24 protein-coding genes are annotated in these 22268 nt (G+C 54.3%); 10 read left to right on the forward strand and 14 right to left on the reverse strand.

Annotated elements, in window-relative coordinates; all coding sequences use genetic code 11:
• Positions 1–66 precede the first annotated feature (66 nt).
• Positions 67–666: a DUF1454 family protein gene (locus AC07P6_RS00695; RefSeq protein WP_181484426.1), complete on the reverse strand. Its 600-nt coding sequence runs from the start codon at positions 664–666 to the stop codon at positions 67–69.
• Positions 667–778: 112 nt separating this feature from the next.
• Between AC07P6_RS00695 and AC07P6_RS00700 the strand changes: the two genes are divergently transcribed.
• On the forward strand, positions 779–1207 hold the full coding sequence (locus AC07P6_RS00700) for a DUF805 domain-containing protein (protein ID WP_004126694.1): 429 nt from the start codon (positions 779–781) through the stop codon (positions 1205–1207).
• On the opposite strand, the gene fpr is transcribed toward AC07P6_RS00700, so the two are convergent.
• Positions 1208–1954: a ferredoxin--NADP(+) reductase gene (fpr, locus tag AC07P6_RS00705; protein ID WP_110276945.1), complete on the reverse strand. Its 747-nt coding sequence runs from the start codon at positions 1952–1954 to the stop codon at positions 1208–1210.
• Positions 1955–2118: 164 nt separating this feature from the next.
• Here fpr and AC07P6_RS00710 point away from each other — a divergent pair, with 164 nt between their 5' ends.
• Positions 2119–2628, forward strand: coding sequence for a hypothetical protein (locus tag AC07P6_RS00710; RefSeq protein WP_478315436.1), 510 nt, complete (start codon positions 2119–2121; stop codon positions 2626–2628).
• 3 nt (positions 2629–2631) lie between these two features.
• On the opposite strand, the gene glpX is transcribed toward AC07P6_RS00710, so the two are convergent.
• Complete coding sequence (gene glpX / locus AC07P6_RS00715) at positions 2632–3642, reverse strand: class II fructose-bisphosphatase (protein WP_478315437.1); 1011 nt, start codon at positions 3640–3642, stop codon at positions 2632–2634.
• 100 nt (positions 3643–3742) lie between these two features.
• Here glpX and AC07P6_RS00720 point away from each other — a divergent pair, with 100 nt between their 5' ends.
• The gene (locus AC07P6_RS00720) at positions 3743–4594 is read left to right on the forward strand and encodes a hypothetical protein (protein WP_434661119.1); all 852 of its coding nucleotides are present in this window, start codon (positions 3743–3745) and stop codon (positions 4592–4594) included.
• A 1-nt stretch (position 4595) separates the two neighbouring features.
• On the opposite strand, the gene recG is transcribed toward AC07P6_RS00720, so the two are convergent.
• The 5 genes from recG to gmk are packed head-to-tail and all read right to left on the reverse strand — an operon-like array spanning position 4596 to position 10469.
• Positions 4596–6677: an ATP-dependent DNA helicase RecG gene (gene recG / locus AC07P6_RS00725; RefSeq protein ID WP_478315438.1), complete on the reverse strand. Its 2082-nt coding sequence runs from the start codon at positions 6675–6677 to the stop codon at positions 4596–4598.
• Positions 6678–6682: 5 nt separating this feature from the next.
• Positions 6683–7372, reverse strand: a complete 690-nt coding sequence (gene trmH, locus AC07P6_RS00730) for a tRNA (guanosine(18)-2'-O)-methyltransferase TrmH (protein WP_478315439.1) — start codon at positions 7370–7372, stop codon at positions 6683–6685.
• A gap of 4 nt (positions 7373–7376) precedes the next feature.
• A complete protein-coding gene (gene spoT / locus AC07P6_RS00735; RefSeq protein WP_182235318.1) occupies positions 7377–9497 on the reverse strand; it encodes a bifunctional GTP diphosphokinase/guanosine-3',5'-bis pyrophosphate 3'-pyrophosphohydrolase in 2121 nt (706 codons plus the stop codon).
• An 18-nt stretch (positions 9498–9515) separates the two neighbouring features.
• Positions 9516–9791 carry a DNA-directed RNA polymerase subunit omega gene (gene rpoZ / locus AC07P6_RS00740; RefSeq protein ID WP_110276950.1) on the reverse strand — a complete coding sequence of 92 codons (276 nt, stop codon included), beginning with the start codon at positions 9789–9791 and terminating at the stop codon, positions 9516–9518.
• Between the two features lie 54 nt (positions 9792–9845).
• On the reverse strand, positions 9846–10469 hold the full coding sequence (gene gmk / locus AC07P6_RS00745) for a guanylate kinase (RefSeq protein ID WP_110276951.1): 624 nt from the start codon (positions 10467–10469) through the stop codon (positions 9846–9848).
• Positions 10470–10726: 257 nt separating this feature from the next.
• Here gmk and ligB point away from each other — a divergent pair, with 257 nt between their 5' ends.
• A complete protein-coding gene (gene ligB / locus AC07P6_RS00750; protein WP_478315440.1) occupies positions 10727–12403 on the forward strand; it encodes an NAD-dependent DNA ligase LigB in 1677 nt (558 codons plus the stop codon).
• Between the two features lie 5 nt (positions 12404–12408).
• Here ligB and AC07P6_RS00755 read toward each other — a convergent pair whose 3' ends face one another.
• Entirely contained in the window at positions 12409–13026 is a 618-nt protein-coding gene (locus AC07P6_RS00755) for a trimeric intracellular cation channel family protein (RefSeq protein ID WP_110276954.1), read from the reverse strand.
• Positions 13027–13300: 274 nt separating this feature from the next.
• Between AC07P6_RS00755 and AC07P6_RS00760 the strand changes: the two genes are divergently transcribed.
• A complete protein-coding gene (locus tag AC07P6_RS00760; protein WP_478315441.1) occupies positions 13301–14560 on the forward strand; it encodes a chloride channel protein in 1260 nt (419 codons plus the stop codon).
• A gap of 60 nt (positions 14561–14620) precedes the next feature.
• On the opposite strand, the gene AC07P6_RS00765 is transcribed toward AC07P6_RS00760, so the two are convergent.
• A complete protein-coding gene (locus AC07P6_RS00765; RefSeq protein WP_110276956.1) occupies positions 14621–15484 on the reverse strand; it encodes a YicC/YloC family endoribonuclease in 864 nt (287 codons plus the stop codon).
• Between the two features lie 125 nt (positions 15485–15609).
• On the opposite strand from AC07P6_RS00765, the gene rph reads away from it, so the two are divergent.
• Together rph and pyrE are read left to right on the forward strand one after the other, a co-directional pair.
• Positions 15610–16326, forward strand: a complete 717-nt coding sequence (gene rph, locus AC07P6_RS00770; protein WP_110276957.1) for a ribonuclease PH — start codon at positions 15610–15612, stop codon at positions 16324–16326.
• Positions 16327–16391: 65 nt separating this feature from the next.
• Entirely contained in the window at positions 16392–17033 is a 642-nt protein-coding gene (gene pyrE, locus AC07P6_RS00775; protein ID WP_110276958.1) for an orotate phosphoribosyltransferase, read from the forward strand.
• A 37-nt stretch (positions 17034–17070) separates the two neighbouring features.
• Here pyrE and AC07P6_RS00780 read toward each other — a convergent pair whose 3' ends face one another.
• The 4 genes from AC07P6_RS00780 to coaBC all read right to left on the reverse strand — a co-directional run bounded on the left by AC07P6_RS00780 (position 17071) and on the right by coaBC (position 20662).
• Positions 17071–18087, reverse strand: a complete 1017-nt coding sequence (locus AC07P6_RS00780; protein ID WP_478315442.1) for an SMP-30/gluconolactonase/LRE family protein — start codon at positions 18085–18087, stop codon at positions 17071–17073.
• Positions 18088–18242: 155 nt separating this feature from the next.
• Positions 18243–18839, reverse strand: coding sequence for a nucleoid occlusion factor SlmA (gene slmA / locus AC07P6_RS00785; RefSeq protein ID WP_304254203.1), 597 nt, complete (start codon positions 18837–18839; stop codon positions 18243–18245).
• A 175-nt stretch (positions 18840–19014) separates the two neighbouring features.
• Positions 19015–19473, reverse strand: a complete 459-nt coding sequence (gene dut / locus AC07P6_RS00790; RefSeq protein ID WP_167492712.1) for a dUTP diphosphatase — start codon at positions 19471–19473, stop codon at positions 19015–19017.
• A complete protein-coding gene (gene coaBC / locus AC07P6_RS00795) occupies positions 19451–20662 on the reverse strand; it encodes a bifunctional phosphopantothenoylcysteine decarboxylase/phosphopantothenate--cysteine ligase CoaBC (RefSeq protein WP_181486311.1) in 1212 nt (403 codons plus the stop codon). Before coaBC ends, dut begins: the two co-directional genes overlap by 23 nt.
• Positions 20663–20837: 175 nt before the next feature.
• Here coaBC and radC point away from each other — a divergent pair, with 175 nt between their 5' ends.
• The 3 genes from radC (at position 20838) to rpmG (ending at position 22145) form a co-directional block, all read left to right on the forward strand.
• Positions 20838–21503 (forward strand): RadC family protein, encoded by a 666-nt coding sequence (radC, locus tag AC07P6_RS00800; protein ID WP_478315443.1) that lies wholly within the window; start codon positions 20838–20840, stop codon positions 21501–21503.
• A 217-nt stretch (positions 21504–21720) separates the two neighbouring features.
• Positions 21721–21957 (forward strand): 50S ribosomal protein L28, encoded by a 237-nt coding sequence (rpmB, locus tag AC07P6_RS00805; protein ID WP_002436699.1) that lies wholly within the window; start codon positions 21721–21723, stop codon positions 21955–21957.
• 20 nt (positions 21958–21977) lie between these two features.
• Positions 21978–22145: a 50S ribosomal protein L33 gene (rpmG, locus tag AC07P6_RS00810; protein WP_003024094.1), complete on the forward strand. Its 168-nt coding sequence runs from the start codon at positions 21978–21980 to the stop codon at positions 22143–22145.
• Positions 22146–22268 lie beyond the last annotated feature (123 nt).

Consider the following 22268-nt stretch of genomic DNA (forward strand, 5'->3'; position numbering starts at 1 on the left):
CCCCCGAGGGCAGCATGGTCTGTGAAACAGTATAGAGATTCATCACTGGAAAGGCTTTGCTTTTTGTCATTTATTGTTGTCTTCCAGCGTATCAGATAGCGCCAGCTTAATCGGTTCAACAGCGAAGGTCAGCCCCTTTTCGCCGTTATCCGCCACCACATAGCGCACTGCGCCTTCGGTTTCCGTGAAGTAGCGTTTTCCTTTCCCGGCAGTCAGCAGTTTTTGCAACTTCAGCTGGCTTTGCGCCTGGCTAAGCGTCGGCACGAAAGCACGTATAACCGCGCTCATATACTCCTGCGCTTTGGCTTTCGCCGCTTTCTGCTGCGGCCCCTGGATCGGTAGCCAGGTGACCTGCATCGATTTAATTTTGAGCGTTCCGCGCTCAAGTGCGGTAGAGGCGTAAAGATTCTCGTTGATTTTGCTGGCTGCGCGAGTCAGGTTTACCCGATCGCGGTTGGAGGAGATTGCACGGAATTCATTAAGCGGTAGCTTTGGGTTATCGGTATTAAATTTTTCCCGAAACTCGCTGATCGAGATGTCAAAGACCGGCGCACCGGAGAGAACATAGGGAGCCGTAGCGGCGGAATCAGATTCAGCGGACAGCGCCTTTTGGCCGACAGATAGCGCTGTCAGCCCAATCAAACACAAGGTTGCCCACTTCTTCATGCCCGTCCTTCCTTTTTTTGCCTGCTGACGATTAAAACGGGAACCGCCACGCTTGTCAAAAAGTCACGCCTTCAGGGTAAACTACGCAGGTGATGATGATAAGGAATAAAATATGACCCTACAGCAGTGGCTGTTCTCAATTAAAGGGCGCATCGGGCGTCGTGATTTCTGGATTTGGATTGCCATCTGGATTATGACCATGAGCGCGCTGTTCACGCTGGCTGGCAGTAATCTTCTCAATTTGCAGACTGCGGCTTTTATCCTGGTTTGCCTGCTGTGGCCTACGGCGGCTGTCACGATTAAACGTTTACACGATCGTGGTAAATCAGGCTTGTGGGCGCTATTGATGATTCTGGCGTGGATGCTGCTGGCGGGAAACTGGTCGATGTTGCCCGGCGTCTGGCAGTGGGGCGTTGGGCGGTTTATACCAACGCTGATCATCGTCATGATGCTTATCGACCTGGGCGCGTTTGTCGGCACCCAGGGGGCAAATAAGTTTGGCAAAGAGACGCTGGACGTTCGCTGGAAAGCGGAGTCCTGATTACCAGTAGTGCTCGGCGGTCATATGGCCCGGTCGGCGACGCAGATGTTTGCTCATCTGCCGGGTTTCTTTGAGCAACTGCTGGGTATCGCGCACCATCTGCGGGTTACCGCACAGCATGACGTGGCTGCTTTCAGCGCTCATCGGCAGACCAACGGCCTCTTCCAGCGCGCCGGTTTCGATCAGGAACGGAATACGTCCCGTTAGCATGCCCGGTACGGTTTCCCGGCTGACGACCGACTGGATGCGCAGTTTGCCCGCATAGCGTTGTTCCAGCGCCTGCATCTGCGGCAGATAGCTGAGATCGGCGGCATAACGTGCGGCGTGGACCAGCACCAGATTTTTAAAACGATCCAGGTCTTTCCCTTCTTCCAGAATCGACAGATACGGGCCAATTGCCGTGCCAGTAGCTAACATCCACAGCGTGTCGCAATCAGGCACCTCTTCCAGCACGAAGAAACCAGCGGCCTCGCTGACAACCTGCACCTCATCACCCGGCTTCAGTGCGGCCAGGCGTGGGCTGAGTTTGCCCTCTGGCACCGTCACCAGATAGAACTCAAGATCGGGATTGCTGGGGGCGTTGACGTAGGAATAGGCCCGCTGCACGCGTTCGCCGTCAACATCAAGGCCCAGTTTGGCAAACTGCCCTGCGGTGAACGGATCAACCGGCGCGTGAACGGTGAGGCTAAACAGTGCATCAGTCCAGTTTTGTACTTTTACCACTTTTCCTGTAACCCAGTTTGCCATCGCGTCTCTCCTCTCAATCTCGTTAGTTTATCTTCACCGCGACGAGAGAAGATTTCCAGCCCAAAAAGGCTGGAAAGCTCTCCAGGATAAATACTTCTTAGATCTCTGTTCGCTGGATAGAACGGACAGTATATTATTTGGTCGCATAGAGCTGGAGGCTGCAAATGAAAAAAAAGGGATTATTGTTGTCACTTATTGCATTTTTCTCATCGGTACAGGCAATTGAAGCCGAGTTAACCTGGGATGACACGATTCCACTGGATGCCGAGGCATTGGCGGAGTCGGGGATTCGGGAGACTTATGAGCAATATATTTTACCGCATCTATGTCATTATGTTGTGCATCCGTTGGTGATAACAGAAAAGTTTGCACAAGAAAATATGGTTTATAGCGTCTTCGCTGGCGATAAAAACTATGACATCTTTGGCTCACAAATTAGTGAGCCTGACACTTGGGGGCGGGCAACCTGGGCTATTTTCTCAATTGTGAATCAACAGCTTGCTGATTCTGATATCCGTTTTTATGCGCTTGATAATGGTAATGGTCTTGCTGGCATGTTCCTTACACAGCAGGAGTATCAGCGATATGTCCGTGTACTTGAGAAAGAGAAAAAATACACGGACATACCTTACATTCCAACTGACGAACCACCCTGGTTCGGTCAACGGCATTAGTTTCTACAGGATGTGCAGCTGGATATCCGGGTCTTTGCGATCGAGATAATGAATCGACTGAATGCGGCGGATGGTGCGGGATTTTCCGCGGATCAGCAGCGTTTCGGTGGTCGCCATGTTGCCCTTGCGAGTGATGCCATCCAGCAGGTCGCCTTTGGTGATGCCTGTGGCGGAGAAAACGACGTTATCGCTGCGCGCCATCTCGTCCAGACGCAGCACTTTGCCTGCTTCGATGCCCATCGTCTGGCAGCGTTCCAGTTCGTTTTCGCCGATGCGGCGGTTCTCTTCGCTGTCGCCCTTAACGTGATGACGCGCCAACAGACGGCCGTTCATATCGCCATCCAGCGCGCGAATCACTGCCGCAGACACAACGCCTTCCGGCGCGCCGCCGATGCCGTACATGACGTCTACTTCGCTGTCCGGCATACAGGTCAGAATGGAGGCCGCGACGTCGCCGTCGGGGATGGCGAACACGCGCACGCCCAGCTTTTGCAGCTCAACAATAACGTCGTCGTGACGTGGCTTGGCTAAGATGGTGACCGTTAATTCATTCAGCGGTTTATTCAGCGCGCGGGCGACGTTATGCAGGTTCTCCGCCAGCGGTAGGTTCAGATCAATAGCGCCTTTCGCGCCCGGACCGACAATGAGCTTTTCCATATACATATCCGGAGCGTTCAGGAAGCAGCCCTTATCGCCTACCGCCATCACCGCCAGCGCGTTGGCCTGGCCCATGGCCGTCATGCGAGTGCCTTCGATGGGGTCTACGGCGATATCTACTGCGTCGCCTTTACCGGTACCGACGCGCTCGCCAATGTACAGCATCGGTGCTTCATCGATTTCGCCTTCGCCAATCACGATGGTGCCATCGATATTGATCAAGTTGAGCATAATGCGCATGGCGTTGACCGCAGCGCCGTCGGCGGTATTTTTATCACCGCGGCCTAACCACTTATAGCCTGCCAGGGCGGCAGCTTCGGTGACACGCGAAAATTCGATAGCCAGTTCTCGTTTCATGATTCACTCATCTGAATAAAATTGCGTGTATTTTAGCATAGGCAGCCGCAGCCCGGCTGATACACTCTTGTGCTGCGTATGCGCTAAATTATGGATGATGATGAAAAAAAGAAGACGACAGGCGGAGCCAACGGTACGCGAGAGATGTCGGGAGATATTTGGTAATGAGCCGCCGGTGCGGCACGTGTGGGAGCCTGAATTTGATTATGCGGATGCCGAGCTGCGGGCGATGGCTGCGACAGAATGGCAGCATATTACCGAACGACAATTAAGCTGCTATTACGTACTGAATCTTGTTCACCATGAACCCATGCAGCCGGAGCTGTTTCGTTATTTGTTCCCCCTGTGTCTTGCCGAATGGCATGAGACGATATTAACCAGGGGCTATGGCGATCATTTTGAAGCATCGTTTCTACAAGCGCTACGGCGGCCTTATCTGTGGCAGGTTATGATGGATGCCAGCCAACGTCGGCAGGTTCGCACGTTCCTGATTGACACGATGCTGGCGCGAATGGATAGCGAGCGTGGCTTCGATCCCGCCATGACATGGTTAACAACTTTTAACGATCTGGGGCGTGCGGAACCTGTTATTCGCGCCATCTGGTCCCGATGGTGGGCGCTGGACTCGGCTGGCAAAGCGGTTTGCGCGCTTCAGTACGCTGCGCAGCTGATTTATCCACTAGAGAATAACCCGCTGTGGCCTGAAAAATGGCGGCTTCTCAGGCACCCATTGGGCGATAGCGAACTATGGTCAGCAGAAAACCTGGCTTTTCTCCGCGGTGTATTAACCCCCGAGCTGTTACTGGCAGGTGTTCAGACGGCGGTTAAAAAGTTGCATGGCGAGCCGGAAGAGGGCATGGCGGCGCGTATCGCACAGGATGCGCTGGATGCGCGCGATATTATTGAGATTCAGATTGAGGATGTGCTGACAGACCTGGCGGGCGGGAAATGAGCTACGCGTTGGAATAGCGTTCGGTTTCCGGCATCCAGCGCTCGATAAGCGCAATGGCCTGCTGCGGGTAACGTTCATGAATATGGCGCGCGATGCGCTGAACTTCCGGGATCATGGCCTGATCGCGCATTAAATCCGCCACTTTGAATTCAGCGGTGCCGGTCTGGCGGGTGCCGAGCAGCTCGCCGGGACCGCGTATTTCGAGGTCTTTCTGGGCAATGACGAAACCGTCGTTGCTGTCGCGCAGTACCTGTAATCGTTTCTGAGCGGTTTTCGAGAGTGGCGATTTATAGAGCAGTACGCAATGGGAGGCTACCGCGCCGCGCCCGACGCGCCCCCTGAGCTGGTGTAACTGCGCCAGCCCCAAACGTTCCGGGTTTTCAATGATCATCAGGCTGGAATTGGGCACGTCCACTCCGACTTCGATAACCGTGGTGGCGACCAGCAGATGTAGCTCACCTTGCTTAAATGCGCTCATCACTGCCTGTTTATCGGCGGATTTCATGCGCCCGTGCACCAGGCCGATATTCAGCTCCGGCAGCGCGAGCTTCAGCTCTTCCCAGGTGGCTTCTGCGGCCTGGGCTTCTAATAAATCTGACTCTTCAATCAGTGTACAAACCCAGTAGGCCTGGCGGCCTTCGGTGGTACAAGCGTTACGCACGCGATCGATAATATCGCTGCGTCGGGTATCGGGAATGGCTACCGTGGTAACCGGTGTACGGCCAGGCGGTAGTTCGTCGATAACCGAGGTATCGAGATCGGCATAAGCGGTCATCGCCAGGGTACGCGGAATGGGGGTGGCTGTCATAATCAGTTGATGCGGATGGAAACCCTGCTGCTGGCCTTTCTCCCACAGCGCCAGGCGTTGGTGAACGCCAAAGCGGTGCTGTTCGTCGATAATCACCAGCGCGAGGCCGTTAAACTGCACCTGTTCCTGAAAGATAGCGTGGGTACCGACGATCATCTGCACCTGTCCGCTGGCGATAGCCTCTTGCTGCGCCAGACGCGCTTTGCCTTTTTGTTTCCCGGCCAGCCAGCCAACTTCAATGCCCAGCGGTTCGAACCAGTTGCGGAAGTTATTGGCGTGCTGTTCAGCCAGTAGTTCGGTGGGCGCCATCAGCGCGACCTGCTTACCGTGGGCGATCGCCCGCAACGCGGCAAGTGCGGCAACCAGGGTTTTACCAGAACCCACATCACCTTGCACCAGACGCATCATCGGCACGTCCAGCGCCATATCGCGCTCGATTTCCGCCGTCACGCGCGCCTGTGCGCCGGTAGGCGTAAAGGGCAGAGATGCCAGTAGTTTGTCTTTTAGCGTGTCGTTCGCGCTGAGTGCCAGAGCGTGATAACGCTGGGCTCCCGCCCGTAGCGCCAGCATGCTGAGATTATGCGCCAGCAGCTCTTCCAGAATTAAGCGCTGCTGTGCCGGGTGCTTGCCGTTTTCCAGCTCACTAAGCTGCAGTGACGGCGGCGGACGATGCAGCGTGCGCAGTGCTTCCGGCAGGCTCATCATCCCCTGCGCCAGCTCAGGTGGCAGCAGTTCGGTGATGGCGCAGGTCTCAAGCAGTTCGAGCGCCTGATCGGTCAGCTTGCGCAGCGTGGCCTGCTTGATGCCTTCAGTAGTGGGATAAACCGGGGTCAGCGTTTCCTGTAAATCAGGCGTGCTCATATCGCCCTGCACGCGGTATTCTGGATGGATCATCTCCGCGCCGTATTTGCCGCGTTTCGCCTCGCCGTAAGCCAGCACGCGACGCCCGGTTGTCAGGCTATTTTTCATCGCCGCGCTGAAGTTGAAAAAGCGCATGGTGAGGATACCGGAGCCGTCGCTAATCTGGCAGGTCATCATCCGGCGTCCGCCGAAAGTGATGTTGCAGTTGAGGACTTCACCTTCAACGGTCGCGTACACGCCGGGCAGCAGTTCGCCGATTTGGTACAGATGGGTGCGGTCTTCGTAGCGTAGCGGAAGATGCAGGAGGAGATCCTGCACCGTATGCAGGCCGATTTTCGATAGTCGGCTGCTCTGCGCCGCGCCAACGCCGGTTAGGGTATTGAGGGGAATGGCATCTAACAGGCGACCTTGCATATATTTTATCCTGCGGCCTGCATCGTGGACCACCATGTGGCATCGGCTTCGACTTCACCCTGTTCGTTGACGTGGGGATAGGGCAGGCCTTTGCGCTTTGCGACCCTTGCTAGCACCGGATATCCGCCTTCAAACAGCAGTCGCTGCTGGTCTTCTTCCGGCAGCATACTGTTTTCGCGTTGATACATGCCGGCATTTTGCCGCTGACGCTGAGCTTCATACAAAATCAGTGCGGAGGCGACTGAGACGTTCAGTGATTGCACCATGCCAATCATGGGAATGATGATGTCCTGATCCGCCAGGTCTAATGCTTCCTGAGTAATACCGGTTTTTTCCTGACCCATCAGAATACAGGTGGGGCGGGTATAGTCGATTTCACGAAAATCAACGGCTTTACTGGAGAGATGCGTTGCCAGGATTTGCATCCCCTGGTCTTTCAAATGCGTAACTGCATCGCCAATGGTGCTGTGCGTTCTAACCTGTACCCAGCTGTTGCTACCTGCCGCCGCAGAGGCCATGGTGCGCATGCGGCTGCCGGGCCAGATGGCGTGCACTTCATGTACGCCAACGGCGTCTGCGGTACGAATCACCGCAGAAACGTTATGAGGCTTGTGGACCTGCTCCATGCAGACCGTCAGGTCAGGTTGACGCCTGGCGAGCATCTCGCAGATACGCGCATAACGCTGTGCATTCATAAGACTAGTTTCGGTTACGGGTGACTTTAATCACATCCGGCATGACGCGAATTTTGCGCATGATATTCGCCAGATGCACGCGATCGCGCGCGGTGAGGCGGATAAAGGCGCTGTATACACGACCATCTTTTTCTTCCGTATTCAGACTTTGAATATTGGATGAAGCGGTGTTGATCGCCGCCGTCAGGTTAGCCAGCGCACCCTGGTGGTTAAACATATCCACCTTGATTTCGGTGATAAATTCCTGCGCGGTCTCTTTATCCCACTCGACCGCCATAAATTTCTCCGGCTCTTTTTGATAACCGCGAATGTTACGACAGGATTCATGGTGGATAACCAGGCCTTTGCCAGGGCTGACGTGCGCAATGATTGGGTCGCCGGGAATCGGACGACAGCACTTGGCGAACGTAATCAGCACGCCATCGGCGCCTTTAATCGGCAGATGGTTGTGGCCGGATGATGTCAGCTGCGCGGGTACCGAGGTGGTATCACCCTGTTGCAGGTTTTTGGCTACCACCACGCTCATGGCGTTACCGAGGCCGATTTCGGCCAGCAGATCGTCAAGCGTTGCCAGCTTCATGCGCTCAAGCTCACGCTGAATGCTTTCTGGTGGAATTTCAGCCAGTTTACGGCTACCGCCAAGGGCGTGGTTGAGCAGGCGACGTCCGAGACTTACGGAGTCGTCGCGCTTGAGGTTCTTCAGCAACTGGCGAATTTTGGCGCGCGCTTTTGAGCTGACGACAAAGTTCAGCCACGCGGCGTTTGGTCGTGCGCCCGGCGCGGTAATAATTTCCACCGTCTGGCCGCTGGAAAGCGACTGCGACAGCGGATACGGCTGGCGGTCGACGCGTGCGCCGACGCAGGCATGGCCGATATCAGTATGCACCGCGTAGGCGAAGTCCACCGGCGTCGCGCCAGCGGGCAGCTCGACGATGCGCCCTTCCGGGGTGAAAACGTAAATCTCATCCGGGAACAGATCGGATTTCACGCTCTCAATGAATTCAAATGAACTACCGGCGCTCTGCTGGAGCTCCAGCAGGCTCTGCATCCAGCGCTGGGCGCGGATTTGCGCGGTGGTACTGCTCTCGCCGCCGTGTTCTTTATAGGCCCAGTGCGCCGCAACCCCCATTTCCGCCATCTGGTCCATGTCTTCGGTACGAATTTGTACCTCAACCGGGACACCGTGCGGGCCGATCATCGAGGTGTGCAAAGATTGATAGCCGTTCGCCTTTGGAATGGCAATGTAGTCTTTGACGCGCCCAGGACGCGGCTTGTAAAGGCTGTGCATCTGGCCAAGCACGCGGTAGCAGGTGTCAGAATCATGGACGATCACGCGAAAGGCGTAGATATCCATAATCGAGTGAAAACGTTGCTCTTTGAGCACCATCTTGCAGTAGATGGAGTACAGGTGTTTTTCGCGACCGCTTACGCGACAGGGAATTCCCGCTTCCTGCAAACGCCCTTCGATTTCGGAGAGGATCTTTTGAATCATCTCTTTACGGTTGCCGCGCGCCGCTTTTACGACCTCTTTAATGACGCGGTAGCGGTTAGGATACAACGCTTCAAAGCCCAGCTCTTCAAGCTCAGTTTTGATGTGATGAATACCTAAACGGTGCGCCAGAGGGCTGTAGATTTCCAGCGTTTCGCGGGCGATGCGGCGACGTTTGTCCGGGCGTAATGAGCCCAGGGTACGCATGTTGTGGGTGCGGTCAGCAAGCTTGATGAGGATGACGCGGATGTCCTGCACCATCGCCATAATCATTTTGCGAAAGTTTTCGGCCTGAGCCTCTTTCTTATCGCGAAACTTAAGCTTATCAAGCTTCGACACCCCCTCTACCAGTTCAGCAACGCTTTTACCAAAAAGCTGCTCCATGTCCTGGTAGGTGGCGGGGGTATCTTCAATCACGTCGTGCAGCAGGGCGGCCATCAGCGTTTCATGGTCGAGTTTCATCTCGGCCAGAATACAGGCTACCGCAACCGGGTGCGTGATGTAGGGTTCACCGCTTGAACGTGTTTGGCCCTCGTGAGCGTCACGTGCAACGAGATAAGCCTGCCGAAGACGCTTAATTTGCTCTTCGGGCAGGTAGTTTTGAATCAGCTGATTCAGGCTTTCAAACAGATACAAGGGCGACCCGCTGTGTGATTAACGACGACCTTCAGCAATAGCGGTAACGGCTTGTAATTCAGCGGCTTCCTGCTCTTGCTGTTCCTGGCGCTCACGAACGTCGAGGATCTTGTTGTTGATCAGACCTTCTTCGATTTCGCGCAGTGCGATAACGGTAGTTTTATCGTTTTCTTCCGGTACCAGCGGATCCTTTCCGCCTGTCTGCATCTGACGAGCGCGACGCGCGGCGACCAGTACCAGGTCAAAACGGTTACCAATTTTCTCTACAGCGTCCTGAACAGTTACGCGTGCCATACTTAAAATGCTCCACAGGTGAAGAAATGACTGGGCATGATACTGAATGTGGGTTCAGTCTGCCAACAGTTTGGTGATTAAAGCGCCATGTCGCTGCTTTTGGCGGCTCATGCGCAGACGTTCGGCGCGAATAATGATTTTCAAATCGCTTAAGGCGGTATCAAAATCATCATTCACAATAAGGTAATCATATTCCGCGTAATGGCTCATTTCTGCAACTGCCTGCGCCATACGTTTCGCGATAACCTCTTCGCTGTCCTGACCACGGCCACGCAGGCGACGGTCAAGCTCATCTTTTGACGGCGGCAGAATAAAGATACTGCGCGCGCCAGGCATTCTTTTGCGGATTTGCTGCGCTCCCTGCCAGTCGATATCGAGGAAGACGTCGACGCCAGTCGCCAGTACCTGCTCGATAGTTTCGCGCGAGGTGCCGTAATAGTTGCCAAAGACTTCTGCATGTTCAAGAAAAGCATCTCTGCCAATCATCGTCCTGAATTCGTCGTGATTAACAAAGAAATAGTGTTCACCGTGCACTTCACCCGGGCGCGGAGCGCGTGTGGTATGCGAAACAGAAACCTGAGAGTCGTACAACGGTTGGGTTTTTAATAAAGCCTGAATCAGGCTGGATTTACCCGCGCCGCTAGGGGCGGAAACAATATAAAGCGTGCCTTGAGCCATGAGTGTCTTTTGTATGTGGTGGTCGAAATAAAGCTTACATACGAGCCTATTATACACGCCGCCGCTGCGTGACGCAGTCTCTGTCACACTTTTTGCGCTGTTTCTTTCATTTTGCTTGCTGTTTCCCTGATTTCTCTGGGCGTTGCAGAAATAACGTAGAAAACCTGGATGCCTGCTCGCAGGGTTAAAAATCCCTTATCGCTGACGAAAATAAACCTACGGCACAATGCGTGGTGAGAAAACAGGAGGGCATCTCCATGCATAAGGGAATTTGGGCGCTGGTGTTATGGATGTTGGTGGGATACGGGCAGGCAGCCTGTCCAACATGGTCACAGACCAGGGCTGAACAGGAAATTAAACGTCTCAGTCAGCAGATGAACGAGTGGAAAAACGCTTACTGGCATCAAGGTAAGAGCGTGGTCAGCGATGAGGTGTACGACCAGCTTGCGGCGCGACTGTCCTACTGGCAACGCTGCTTTGTCAGTGAAACCCCCGCTCACGATGAACTTTCGCCATTAAAGGGCGATACCCGGCATCCGGTTGCTCACACTGGCGTGCGTAAACTGGCGGATGAAGCCAGCGTTGCCCGCTGGATGCGTGGCAAAAACGACCTCTGGGTGCAGCCCAAAGTGGATGGCGTAGCGGTTACGCTGGTTTATCGGCAAGGGCGTTTGACGCAGGCAATCAGTCGGGGAAACGGGTTGGCGGGAGAGGACTGGACGGCCAGGGTATTACAGATCCCTTCCATACCTAAGGTTGTTGGCACTGAACTCGCTAACAGCGTGTTACAGGGCGAGCTGTTCCTGCATAACGCGGGGCATGTGCAAAAGCAGATGGGAGGTATGAACGCGCGGGCAAAAGTCGCGGGCATGATGATGCGACAGGACGTTGCGACCGAGCTTGATAAACTGGGAGTGTTTATCTGGGCATGGCCTGATGGCCCGGCAGATATGAATCAGCGCCATGCGTTGTTGCGCCAGAGCGGCTTTCTTCATAGCGCACTTTTTTCGCATTCTGTGGCTAATGCTCAGCAGGTTGGGCAGTGGCGTCAACGTTGGTTCACTTCACCGTTGCCTTTTGCTACTGATGGCGTTGTGGTGCGCCAGGGGCAAGAGTCAGCCGGGCGTTTCTGGGTGCCGGGGCAGGGTGATTGGGTGATTGCGTGGAAATATCCGCCCGCGTCACGGGTTATGGAGGTTCGCGGTATCAGCTTCAGCATCGGGCGCAGCGGTAAAATCGCCGTGGTCGCGCAGCTCACGCCGCAGCAGCTGGATGACAAGCGCGTGCAGCGGGTGAGCGTTGGCTCGGTATCCCGCTGGCAAAATCTGGACATCGGCATTGGCGATCAGCTACAAATCAGCCTCGCCGGTCAGGGTATACCGCGCATCGATTCGGTAGTCTGGCGTACCGCCCAGCGTAATAAACCCCAGCCTCCAGCGGCTCGTTTCAATTCATTAAGCTGTTTTTTCGCCACTCCTGAGTGCGCAGAGCAGTTTCTCTCACGGCTGGTCTGGCTATCATCCCGATCGATCCTTGATATTGACGGCGCTGGAGAGACATTGTGGCGCACTGTACACGATGCCCGACGCATGGCTCATCTCTTTTCATGGCTGGCGTTTACGCCAGAGCAACTGCAAACGATCCCGGGAATATCTGCACAGCGCGGGCAGCAGTTGTGGCACCAGTTTAATCTGGCGCGTGAGCAGCCCTTTTTGCGCTGGGTACAGGCTATGGGGATACCCATCCCAAAAACAGCGTTTTCAGAAATGGCGAAGGACGACTGGCAGCAGTTACGGGATCGAAACGAAGAGCAGTGGCGACGTTTACCAGGAATTGGGGCAGAAAGGGCGCGGCAGCTAGTGGCTTTTTTACATAACCCGGATGTTGCCGCGCTGGCGAAGTGGCTCAGCGGGCAACGAATTGCGGGGTTCTGAAAGAATCAATGTGCGCTATGGTTGTAATGAAAGACCGGGAGGCCCAGCTTCCAGCGCAGTGCCAGCATGCGGGCGGTAAAGCCGAACAGCAGGGTGGAAATAACCACCACATCGTGGCTGCTGACGTAGTGCTGTAGGGCAATATAAAGAACGGCGGCGGCGAACGAGACCCCAGCGTACAGCTCTTTCTGAAACACCAGTGGGATGCGCTTGCAGAACATATCGCGCAGTACGCCGCCGAAGACGCCGGTTATCACTGCGGCAATGGAGGCGATCACCGGGCCCTCGCCCATATCCAGCGCGATCTGAGCGCCGATGATTGAGAACACTACCAGGCCCAGAGCATCCAGTACCAAAAACAGGCGACGCAGATGCGGCATGACCGGTGCGGCGATGGTAGTCAGGACCGCGGCGACTGCGACAATAATGACGTATTCAGGATGTTGCACCCAGCCCAGTGGGTAGTGGCCGAGCAGAATATCGCGCACTGAACCGCCGCCCAGGGCCGTCGCGGTTGCGATGATAATAACGCCGAACGTATCCATACGGCGGCGCCCGGCAGCCAGCGCGCCGGTCATCGCTTCCGCCGTAATACCAATTAAATAAAGAATATGAAGCAGCATAGTTCCCCCACAATGATGGCGAAAGGTTAGCGATTTGTGCGGGAGATCACGATTGAGATTTTCTAAGGTGAATGAGTTTGGCCAGGGAAAAGTAATGCATATGTTGTTTTTATTACCTTTTAAATAGGGTTTGTTGGTGATTTTTAAAATTATATGGATTAGAAAAAATAATGATTAAGGCGTCATTCTGTATCTATATTGGATACGCTATGAATACCTAATATTTAACTCTCGACCTTTATGCTTTTATTTTCCTTATTCAAGGCCTGAGAAAATGACCACAGCCGCTGACAATAAAAATTATCTGACCCGCCTGATTGCCGTTGTTTTAACGGGAGTGCTGGCCGGTCTATCAGGTATGGTTCTGGCGATGATTTTACATGCGATTCAGCACCTGGCTTTTGGCTATAGCCTTGAACGGATCGTCGGATCGGAGTCATTTTTACAGGGTGTAACGGATTCGCCCTGGCCTCGTCGTATCACGGCAATAGTGGCAGGTGGTGCGATAGCAGGATTCGGCTGGTGGCTGCTTGCGCGCTATGGTCAGAAGCGGATTTCTATCGCGGCGGCTGTCGCTAAACCTTCTGTGCCAATGCCTACTGGGACGACGACTCTCCATGCACTGTTGCAGATAGTCACCGTTGCGCTGGGATCTCCCTTGGGACGCGAGGTTGCTCCGCGGGAAATGGGGGCGTTGGGGGCAGGTATAGTGGCGCGTAAAATGGGGCTTTATGAGGATGAAACCCGAACGCTGATTGCCTGTGGTGCCGGAGCAGGGCTGGCGGCAGTGTATAACGTCCCTCTGGCGGGCGCGTTGTTTAGCCTTGAAGTGATGCTGCTGTCGTTTAGCTGGGAAAAAGCGCTGGCGGCTATCATCACGTCGGCTATTGCTGCATGGACGGCAACGTTGGGGCTGGGTGATGAATCGCAATACCATTTTATCTCCGACGCACTTCCTCATTCATTTCTCTGGTGGGCGATTTTCGCGGGGCCCATTCTTGGTACCGGGGCCTGGCTTTTTCGCAAAGCAACCAGCACCGCTCGCTCGCACGTTCGAACAAACTGGCAGATGCCGGTTTTCTGCCTGCTGGCATTTTCCCTGCTTGCCGTCCTGAGCCTCTATTTTCCCCAGCTTCCGGGAAATGGCAAAGGGCCCATGCAGCTGACTCTCAGCGATGAGTTGGGTTTCCCTGGGGCGGCGATACTGTTGGTGTTAAAAATGGTCGTCATCCTGGCGGTGCTGCGCGGAGGCGCGGAGGGCGGGCTACTGACGCCGGGGCTGGCGGTCGGCGGTCTGAGCAGCCTGCTGCTATGCATGCTCTGGCAGCAGATATTTCCCGGAGGGGATTACAGCAGTTTTGCTCTTGTCGGCGCAGCGGCATTTCTTGCCGCATCTATGCAGATGCCGCTAACGGCGGTAGTACTGGTGATGGAGTTTACCCATATGGATCACAGCTATCTGGCTCCCATGCTGCTGTGTGCGGCGGGGGCATTTTTAACCTGTCGGGTGCTGGATAAAAAGTATTTCTTCTGAGATGTGCTGAAAATAAAAAAGGGCCGGAGTGTTGGCCCTTAATGTTGGTAGAACCCGATATTACTCGATGTTCTGGATCTGCTCGCGCATTTGCTCAATCAGTACTTTCAACTCGATTGCAGATTTCGTCACTTCGGCATTAATGGATTTAGACGCCAGCGTGTTTGATTCGCGGTTGAACTCCTGCATCATAAAGTCGAGACGGCGGCCGACCGCTTCTTTCTTCTTCAGGATGTTCCACGTCTCTTTGACGTGCGCTTCCAGGCGATCCAGCTCTTCGGCGACGTCAATGCGCTGTGCCATCAGAACCAGCTCTTGCTCGAGGCGATTGTTTTCCAACTGCACTTCCGCGTCTTCCAGCTTGGAGACCAGACGCTCACGCTGCCATTGCAAGATTTCCGGCATATGGGCGCGCACTTTGGTCACTTCGGCGGTCACGCCATCAAGCCGCTGTTCGATAAGCGCCTTCAGTGCCTGACCTTCGGTTTCGCGGGCGACGATAAAGTCATCCAGCGCACCATTCAGCGCGTTCAGGATTTCAGCGGCAATGGCGTCCAGATCCTGCTCATGAGCAGACATAACGCCAGGCCAGCGCAGGATGTCGACCGGGTTGATTTCGCCTTCGTCGCTCTGCATTTTTACCCAGTTAGCGGCGTTAACTAGCTGCTTTGCCAGTTTTTCGTTGAGAATCAACTCGCCCTGGGCGCTCGGATCCTGCTCAAAACGCAGGGTACATTCGACTTTACCGCGGGTCAGACGGGAGCGAATACGCTCGCGTACAACAGGCTCCAGGCTACGAAACTGCTCCGGCAGACGGAAATAGGTTTCCAGATATCGTTGGTTTACCGAGCGCAGTTCCCACGCGGCGCTACCCCATTCACCCTTGATTTCACGCCGGGCGTAGGCGGTCATACTGCGGATCATAGACGTTCCTGTTTTTAAAGGAGAGTGGGGGGGATTATAGCTTTCGAGTCCTTATCAGGATAGGAATAAGCACGCATTATCCGTATAATGCGCAGCCACATTCGTTTCAAGCCGGAGAGAACCTCATGCGTCCAGCAGATCGTAGCGCTAACCAAGTGCGCCCAGTAAGCTTTACCCGTAATTATACGAAACACGCAGAAGGCTCCGTGCTGGTCGAATTCGGTGACACCAAAGTATTGTGTACCGCCTCTATCGATGAAGGTGTTCCGCGCTTTCTGAAAGGCCAGGGCCAGGGTTGGATCACCGCAGAATATGGCATGCTGCCGCGCGCGACCCATACCCGTAACGCGCGTGAAGCTGCGAAAGGTAAGCAGGGCGGGCGTACAATGGAAATCCAGCGCCTGATCGCGCGTGCGCTGCGCGCTGCGGTTGACCTGAAAGCGCTGGGTGAATTCACTATTACGCTGGATTGCGATGTGCTGCAGGCCGACGGTGGAACCCGCACCGCCTCTATCACCGGAGCCTGCGTTGCGCTGGCCGATGCGCTGAACAAATTGGTTGCAGCCGGTAAGCTGAAAACCAACCCGATGAAAGGCATGGTGGCGGCAGTCTCCGTTGGTATCGTCAAAGGCGAAGCGCTTTGCGATCTGGAATATGTCGAAGATTCCGCGGCGGAAACCGATATGAACGTGGTGATGACCGAAGACGGTCGCATCATTGAGGTGCAGGGTACGGCGGAAGGTGAGCCGTTCACCCATGAAGAACTCCTCACCCTCCTGGCGTTGGCCCGAGGGGGTATCGAATCCATTGTGACGGCGCAGAAAGCGGCGTTAGAAAACTAGTTTTTAAGGCGACTGAGAAGTCGCCTTTTTTATATCTGTAGAAAAGTATGATGAGGAGCGAATCCATGAAGCCGTATCAGCGCCAGTTTATTGAGTTTGCGCTTAGCAAGCAGGTCCTTAAGTTTGGCGAATTTACGCTGAAATCCGGGCGTAAGAGCCCCTATTTCTTCAACGCCGGCCTGTTTAATACCGGGCGCGATCTGGCATTGTTAGGCCGTTTTTACGCCGAAGCGCTGGTGGATTCCGGGATTGATTTTGATCTGTTGTTTGGCCCTGCGTACAAAGGTATTCCAATCGCCACGACTACTGCTGTCGCGTTGGCGGAACACCATGACCGAGATCTGCCGTACTGCTTTAACCGTAAAGAGGCGAAGACTCACGGCGAAGGCGGCAACCTGGTGGGAAGCGCTCTACAGGGCCGCGTGATGCTGGTGGATGACGTCATCACCGCAGGTACTGCGATTCGTGAATCGATGGAAATTATTCAGGCCAACGGCGCGGAGTTAGCCGGTGTACTGATTTCTCTGGATCGCCAGGAGCGCGGACGCGGCGAAATCTCCGCGATTCAGGAAGTCGAGCGTGATTACGGCTGCAAAGTGATTTCTATTGTGACCCTGAAAGATCTGATCAGCTATCTGGAAGAGAAGCCGGAAATGGCTGAACATCTGGCGTCGGTTCGCGCCTATCGCGAAGCGTACGGAGTCTAAGAATCGACCCGGCAGGTCAATGCCTGCCGGGTAGGTTTCAAACCAGTTTGGCCCCTTGCGCATTGACGTAGAGCGAATAAATCGAGGTGCTGGAGGCCATAAACAGGCGATTGCGCTGTTCGCCGCCGAAGCACAGGTTAGCGCAGCGTTCCGGCAACTGAATGATGCCGATGTTTTTCCCCTGAGGGTTAAAGACGCGCACGCCATCAAGCTCCTCGCTGCCCGTCCCCCAACCACACCACAGATTACCGTCCATATCGCAGGCGATACCGTCGGCGGTGCCGTTACCGCAGTCAATATGTACTCTTTTATTTTTCAGCTCGTTATTGACCACATCCCACGCGAGAATTAACCGATTTGGCGTCGCGCGACTCTCCACGACGTATAGCGTTTTCTCATCGGCGGAAAAACAGAGGCCGTTCGGCCCTTTCACATCACCCAGCACGGCGCTCAGTTTGCGGCTTTCAGGATCAAGCCGATAAACGTTTTGCGGTAGCTGCGGCGTGGCTTTATGCCCTTCGTAGAATCCGCTGATGCCGAAAGGTGGGTCGGTAAACCAGATGCTGCCGTCTGACCTCACGACGATATCGTTTGGTGAGTTCAGCGGCTTGCCGTCAAAACTATCCGCCAGTACGGTAATGGTGCCATCGTATTCGGTGCGGGTAATGCGTCGGGTATCATGTTCGCAGCTAATCAGGCGCCCCTGCCGGTCGCGGGCATGGCCGTTAGCGTAGTTTGCCGGATGACGGAACACGCTGGTTTCACCAGTAGCTTCATCCCAGCGCATGATGGCGTTGTTGGGGATATCGCTCCAGAGCAACATGCGCGTATCGCCAAACCACACAGGCCCTTCCGCCCAGCGAAAACCGGTAGCAATCTGCTCGACTTTTGCGCTGGCAAGCATATAGCGGCGAAAGCTATCATCCACTGCCACAATGCGTGGATCGGGATAACGTGCAGATGGTGCCCAGGCCGCGAAACTTTTTTGGCTTACCAGTAATGATGCGGCTGCCAGACCTCCCAGTTTGAGCAATTCCCGCCGTGATGTCGCCATCAGCCTTCTCCTTATCCGATGAAAAGAAACAATTTACGGATGTTAGGAGAGAGTGCGGATTGAAAACATCTGGCAATTCAACGAATTGTCCTGGGCTTTATGACAGAAAAATCAAAAAGGAGATGCAGCCATTGTGGCTGCATATAAGGTGCGGATTACTGCAGCTGGGCGGCGACCAGCGGCCAACGGGCGTCAAAATCATCGGTCGGACGATATTTAAACTCACTGCGTACAAAGCGCGACAGCATCCCTTCACAGAATGCCAGCAGCTGACTAGCCAGCAGGGCTTCATCGACGGTGTAGCCTTCGCCCTCGCGCATTTTCTTTTCACGCAACACCTGGCGCAGCTGTACTTCAATGCGCTCAAACAGTTGATTGATTCGATCCTGCAATCTGTCCTGTTCAAACATCAGCGCATGGCCGGTCAGAATTCTCGTCAGCCCAGGATTCCGCTCGCCAAACCCAAGAATCAACAGTACGATCAGGCGCAGGCGCGCTGAAGTATCTTTTTCATCTTTTAAAATCAAATTGATGCGCGTAATCAGGCTGTCTTCGATAAACTCGATCAGGCTGTCAAACATGCGGGTTTTGCTGGGAAAATGTCGGTACAGAGCCGCTTCGGATACGCCAACGGACGCCGCCAGTTTCGCTGTGGTAATGCGCTGACTCCCATCGCTGGATTCAAGCATCAACGCCAGAGACTGAAGTATTTCTTCGCGACGATTCCTTTTCGCAGTTTGTTTTTCTGCCATGTTTTAAAATACCCCTGAAAAAAGCACTTGCCAGGCAGGCATCCGCAAAGCGACCGCAAGCTGCTGCTTGCGGCGATGTTATTGCATTATTACGCTTTGGAATGCAGGTTACACTTTATCCTTCGGGCAGCCCTGCTGTTGGCGGCATCCCGAGTGATTGGGTGTATCGCTGGGCTTATTTACGCCCGGAGTGACCGAAGCCACCTTCGCCACGATCGGTGGCGTCAAAATCTTCCACCAGGTTAAATTCCGCCTGTACGACAGGCACAAACACCATTTGAGCGATACGCTCGCCGGGTTCAATAGTGAAGCTCTGCTGGCCACGGTTCCAGACGGAAACCATCAGCTGGCCCTGATAGTCAGAATCAATCAGGCCCACCAGGTTGCCCAGAACAACGCCATGCTTATGACCCAGCCCGGAGCGCGGCAGAATCACCGCTGCCAGAGACGAGTCGGCAATGTGAATCGCCAGGCCAGTCGGCACAAGCGTGGTAGCGCCAGGCGCCAGCTCTACGGCGTCATCGAGACAGGCTCGCAGGTCAAGTCCGGCGGAGCCGGAGGTGGCATAAGTTGGCAGCGGAAACTGCTGACCAACACGCGGGTCCAGAATCTTAACGTCGATTTTTTTCATCATAACGGGTCACGATCTCGTCGAGTAATAATTGGCCCAGGAGTTCCTTGCGCTCAAGTGGTAAGCGCTTATCTCCCTCTTGCCAGAAAAGGTGTAATGCGTTGCTATCGCTGTTAAATCCCTGATTTGGCTGTGAAACATCATTAGCGCAAATCAGATCGAGATTTTTGCGGGCACGTTTTTGCCGTGCGTATTCTTCCACATTATTTGTTTCGGCGGCAAATCCAACGACGTAGGGGCGGTTGGCCTTAAGCGCCGCGACCCCAGCGACGATATCCGGATTTTTAACCATTTTCAGGGTTAATTCATCACCTTGTTTTTTGATTTTTTCTTCGGCGATGGCGACCGCACGGTAGTCAGCAACTGCCGCACAGCCAATAAAAATGTGCTGCTGAGAAGCGCTATTTTGCACGGCGGCTTCCATTTCCAGCGCTGTGGTGACATCAATTCTCTGCACAAACGGCGGCGTTGGCAGAGAAACCGGACCACTAACCAGCGTCACGTTCGCCCCGCGATGCGCGGCGGCGGCGGCAATCGCGAAACCCATCTTACCAGAACTGTGGTTGGTGATATAACGCACTGGATCCAGCGGCTCGCGGGTTGGGCCCGCGGTAATCATGATGTTGAGATGTTGCAAATCTTTGACAGGAGAGAAATGCTGCGCGGCCATATCAACAATAGTCAGCGGGTCCAGCATTCTCCCTGGGCCGATATCGCCACAGGCCTGGCTGCCGCTATCCGGGCCCCAAACCAGCAGACCGCGTGAGGAGATAACGTCAAGATTATGCTGGGTGGCGGCGGCGCGATACATCTGCTGATTCATTGCGGGCACGACGGCGACTGGCGACGGCGTGGCGAGGCAAATTGTGGAAACGAGGTCGTTAGCCATTCCTGCCGCAATACGTGCAATTAAATCGGCGGTAGCGGGGGCGAGAATCACCAGGTCTGCCCATTTTCCCAGCTCAATGTGGCCCATTGCCGCTTCTGCAGCCGGGTCGAGCAGGCTGTCGGAGACCGGATAACCGGATACCGCCTGCAGACTCAGTGGCGTAATGAAGGCTTTTGCGGCTTCCGTCATGGCGACGCGGACATCCGCTCCACGGTCACGCAGGCGGCGCACCAGTTCCGGCGTTTTATAGGCAGCAATACCGCCGCTCACGCCAAGAACGATCTTTTTACCAGCCAGACTCATCATGATTTTTTCCTGTTGCGGTACACCAGAATTCGCGCATCTTATCACAATCCGATCGGCATCGTGTGCCTGGCAGAGATCCACTTTGCGAGCCGCTACGCACGGATAAAATTTGCCGATCGGCAGCGCTGGAGGGCTGTGCCAGGATAGCGCGCACAGGAAAGGAGAAGCCGCCATGGATACACATGAACCTCTGATGCCGAGGGAAAAAATGCAGTGCTACGGTATCGAATCGTTGTCGGATATTGAGCTGCTGGCGCTGTTTTTACGTACCGGCACGCGCACGCAGGATGTCATAACGTTTTCCCAGGATTTACTGCAGCGCTTTGGCTCGCTATACGGTCTGCTATCGGCGGAAAAAGAGCAGTTTGATGAGGTTGAGGGGATTGGCCCGGCGACATATGCGCAGTTGAAGGGGATTGCTGAGCTGGCGCGGCGTTATTTTTGTATGCGGATAACTGAAGAACCCTCTCTGGTTACGCCGTCGATGACGCGGGAATTTCTGCAAAGCCAACTGGCTGACGAAGAACGTGAGATCTTTATGGTGATCTTTTTAGATAATCAGAACCGGGTATTGAAACATAGCCGACTTTTTTCTGGTACTCTTAGCCACGTTGAGGTGCATCCGCGAGAAATCGTACGCGAAGCCATCAAAGTGAACGCCGCCGCGGTGATCCTGGCTCATAATCATCCATCCGGTAGCCCTGAGCCGAGTAAGGCCGACAGGTTGATTACCGAAAGAGTGATAAAATGTTGCCGATTCATGGATATACGCGTGCTTGATCACCTTGTTATCGGCCGCGGAGCGTACGTATCTTTTGCTGAGCGCGGCTGGATTTAGCCCCGATCATGCGATCCATCGGGATCTTTGTCTGTTCGGGACTTGAGCACATCGCCGAGTCAGCGTATACTACGCCACCTTTGAGAATCTCGGGTTTGGCATTTGGGCCTGGCAATCGAGAGTTCAATAGAACTATGCGATGACCGGGCTGTAAAGCCTGACGAGGCGCCAATACCCCATACGAAGCTCGAGCTAATTTGATTTTTGGAGAATAGACATGTCCCGAGTCTGCCAAGTTACTGGCAAGCGTCCGGTGACCGGTAACAACCGTTCCCACGCACTGAACGCGACTAAACGCCGTTTCCTGCCTAACCTGCACTCTCACCGTTTCTGGGTTGAGAGCGAGAAGCGTTTTGTCACCCTGCGTGTATCTGCTAAAGGTATGCGTGTTATTGATAAGAAAGGCATTGATACAGTTCTGTCCGAACTGCGTGCCCGTGGCGAAAAGTACTAAGTACTTAGAGGAATTAAATCATGGCTAAAGGTATTCGTGAGAAAATCAAGCTGGTTTCTTCTGCTGGTACTGGTCACTTCTATACCACTACGAAGAACAAACGTACTAAACCGGAAAAACTGGAACTGAAAAAATTCGATCCAGTTGTCCGTCAGCACGTTTTATACAAAGAAGCTAAAATCAAATAATTTTAGCCTCCTTGTAAAGAAGAACCCCGCCCTGGCGGGGTTTTTTGTTTTCGTTTTACAGTCTTTCCCTTCTTCGAAATTTATCACTCAATTCTTCTTCTCGTCGTTAATCATTAACCATAT

Source organism: Klebsiella sp. GFKo11 (genome assembly GCF_056490265.1).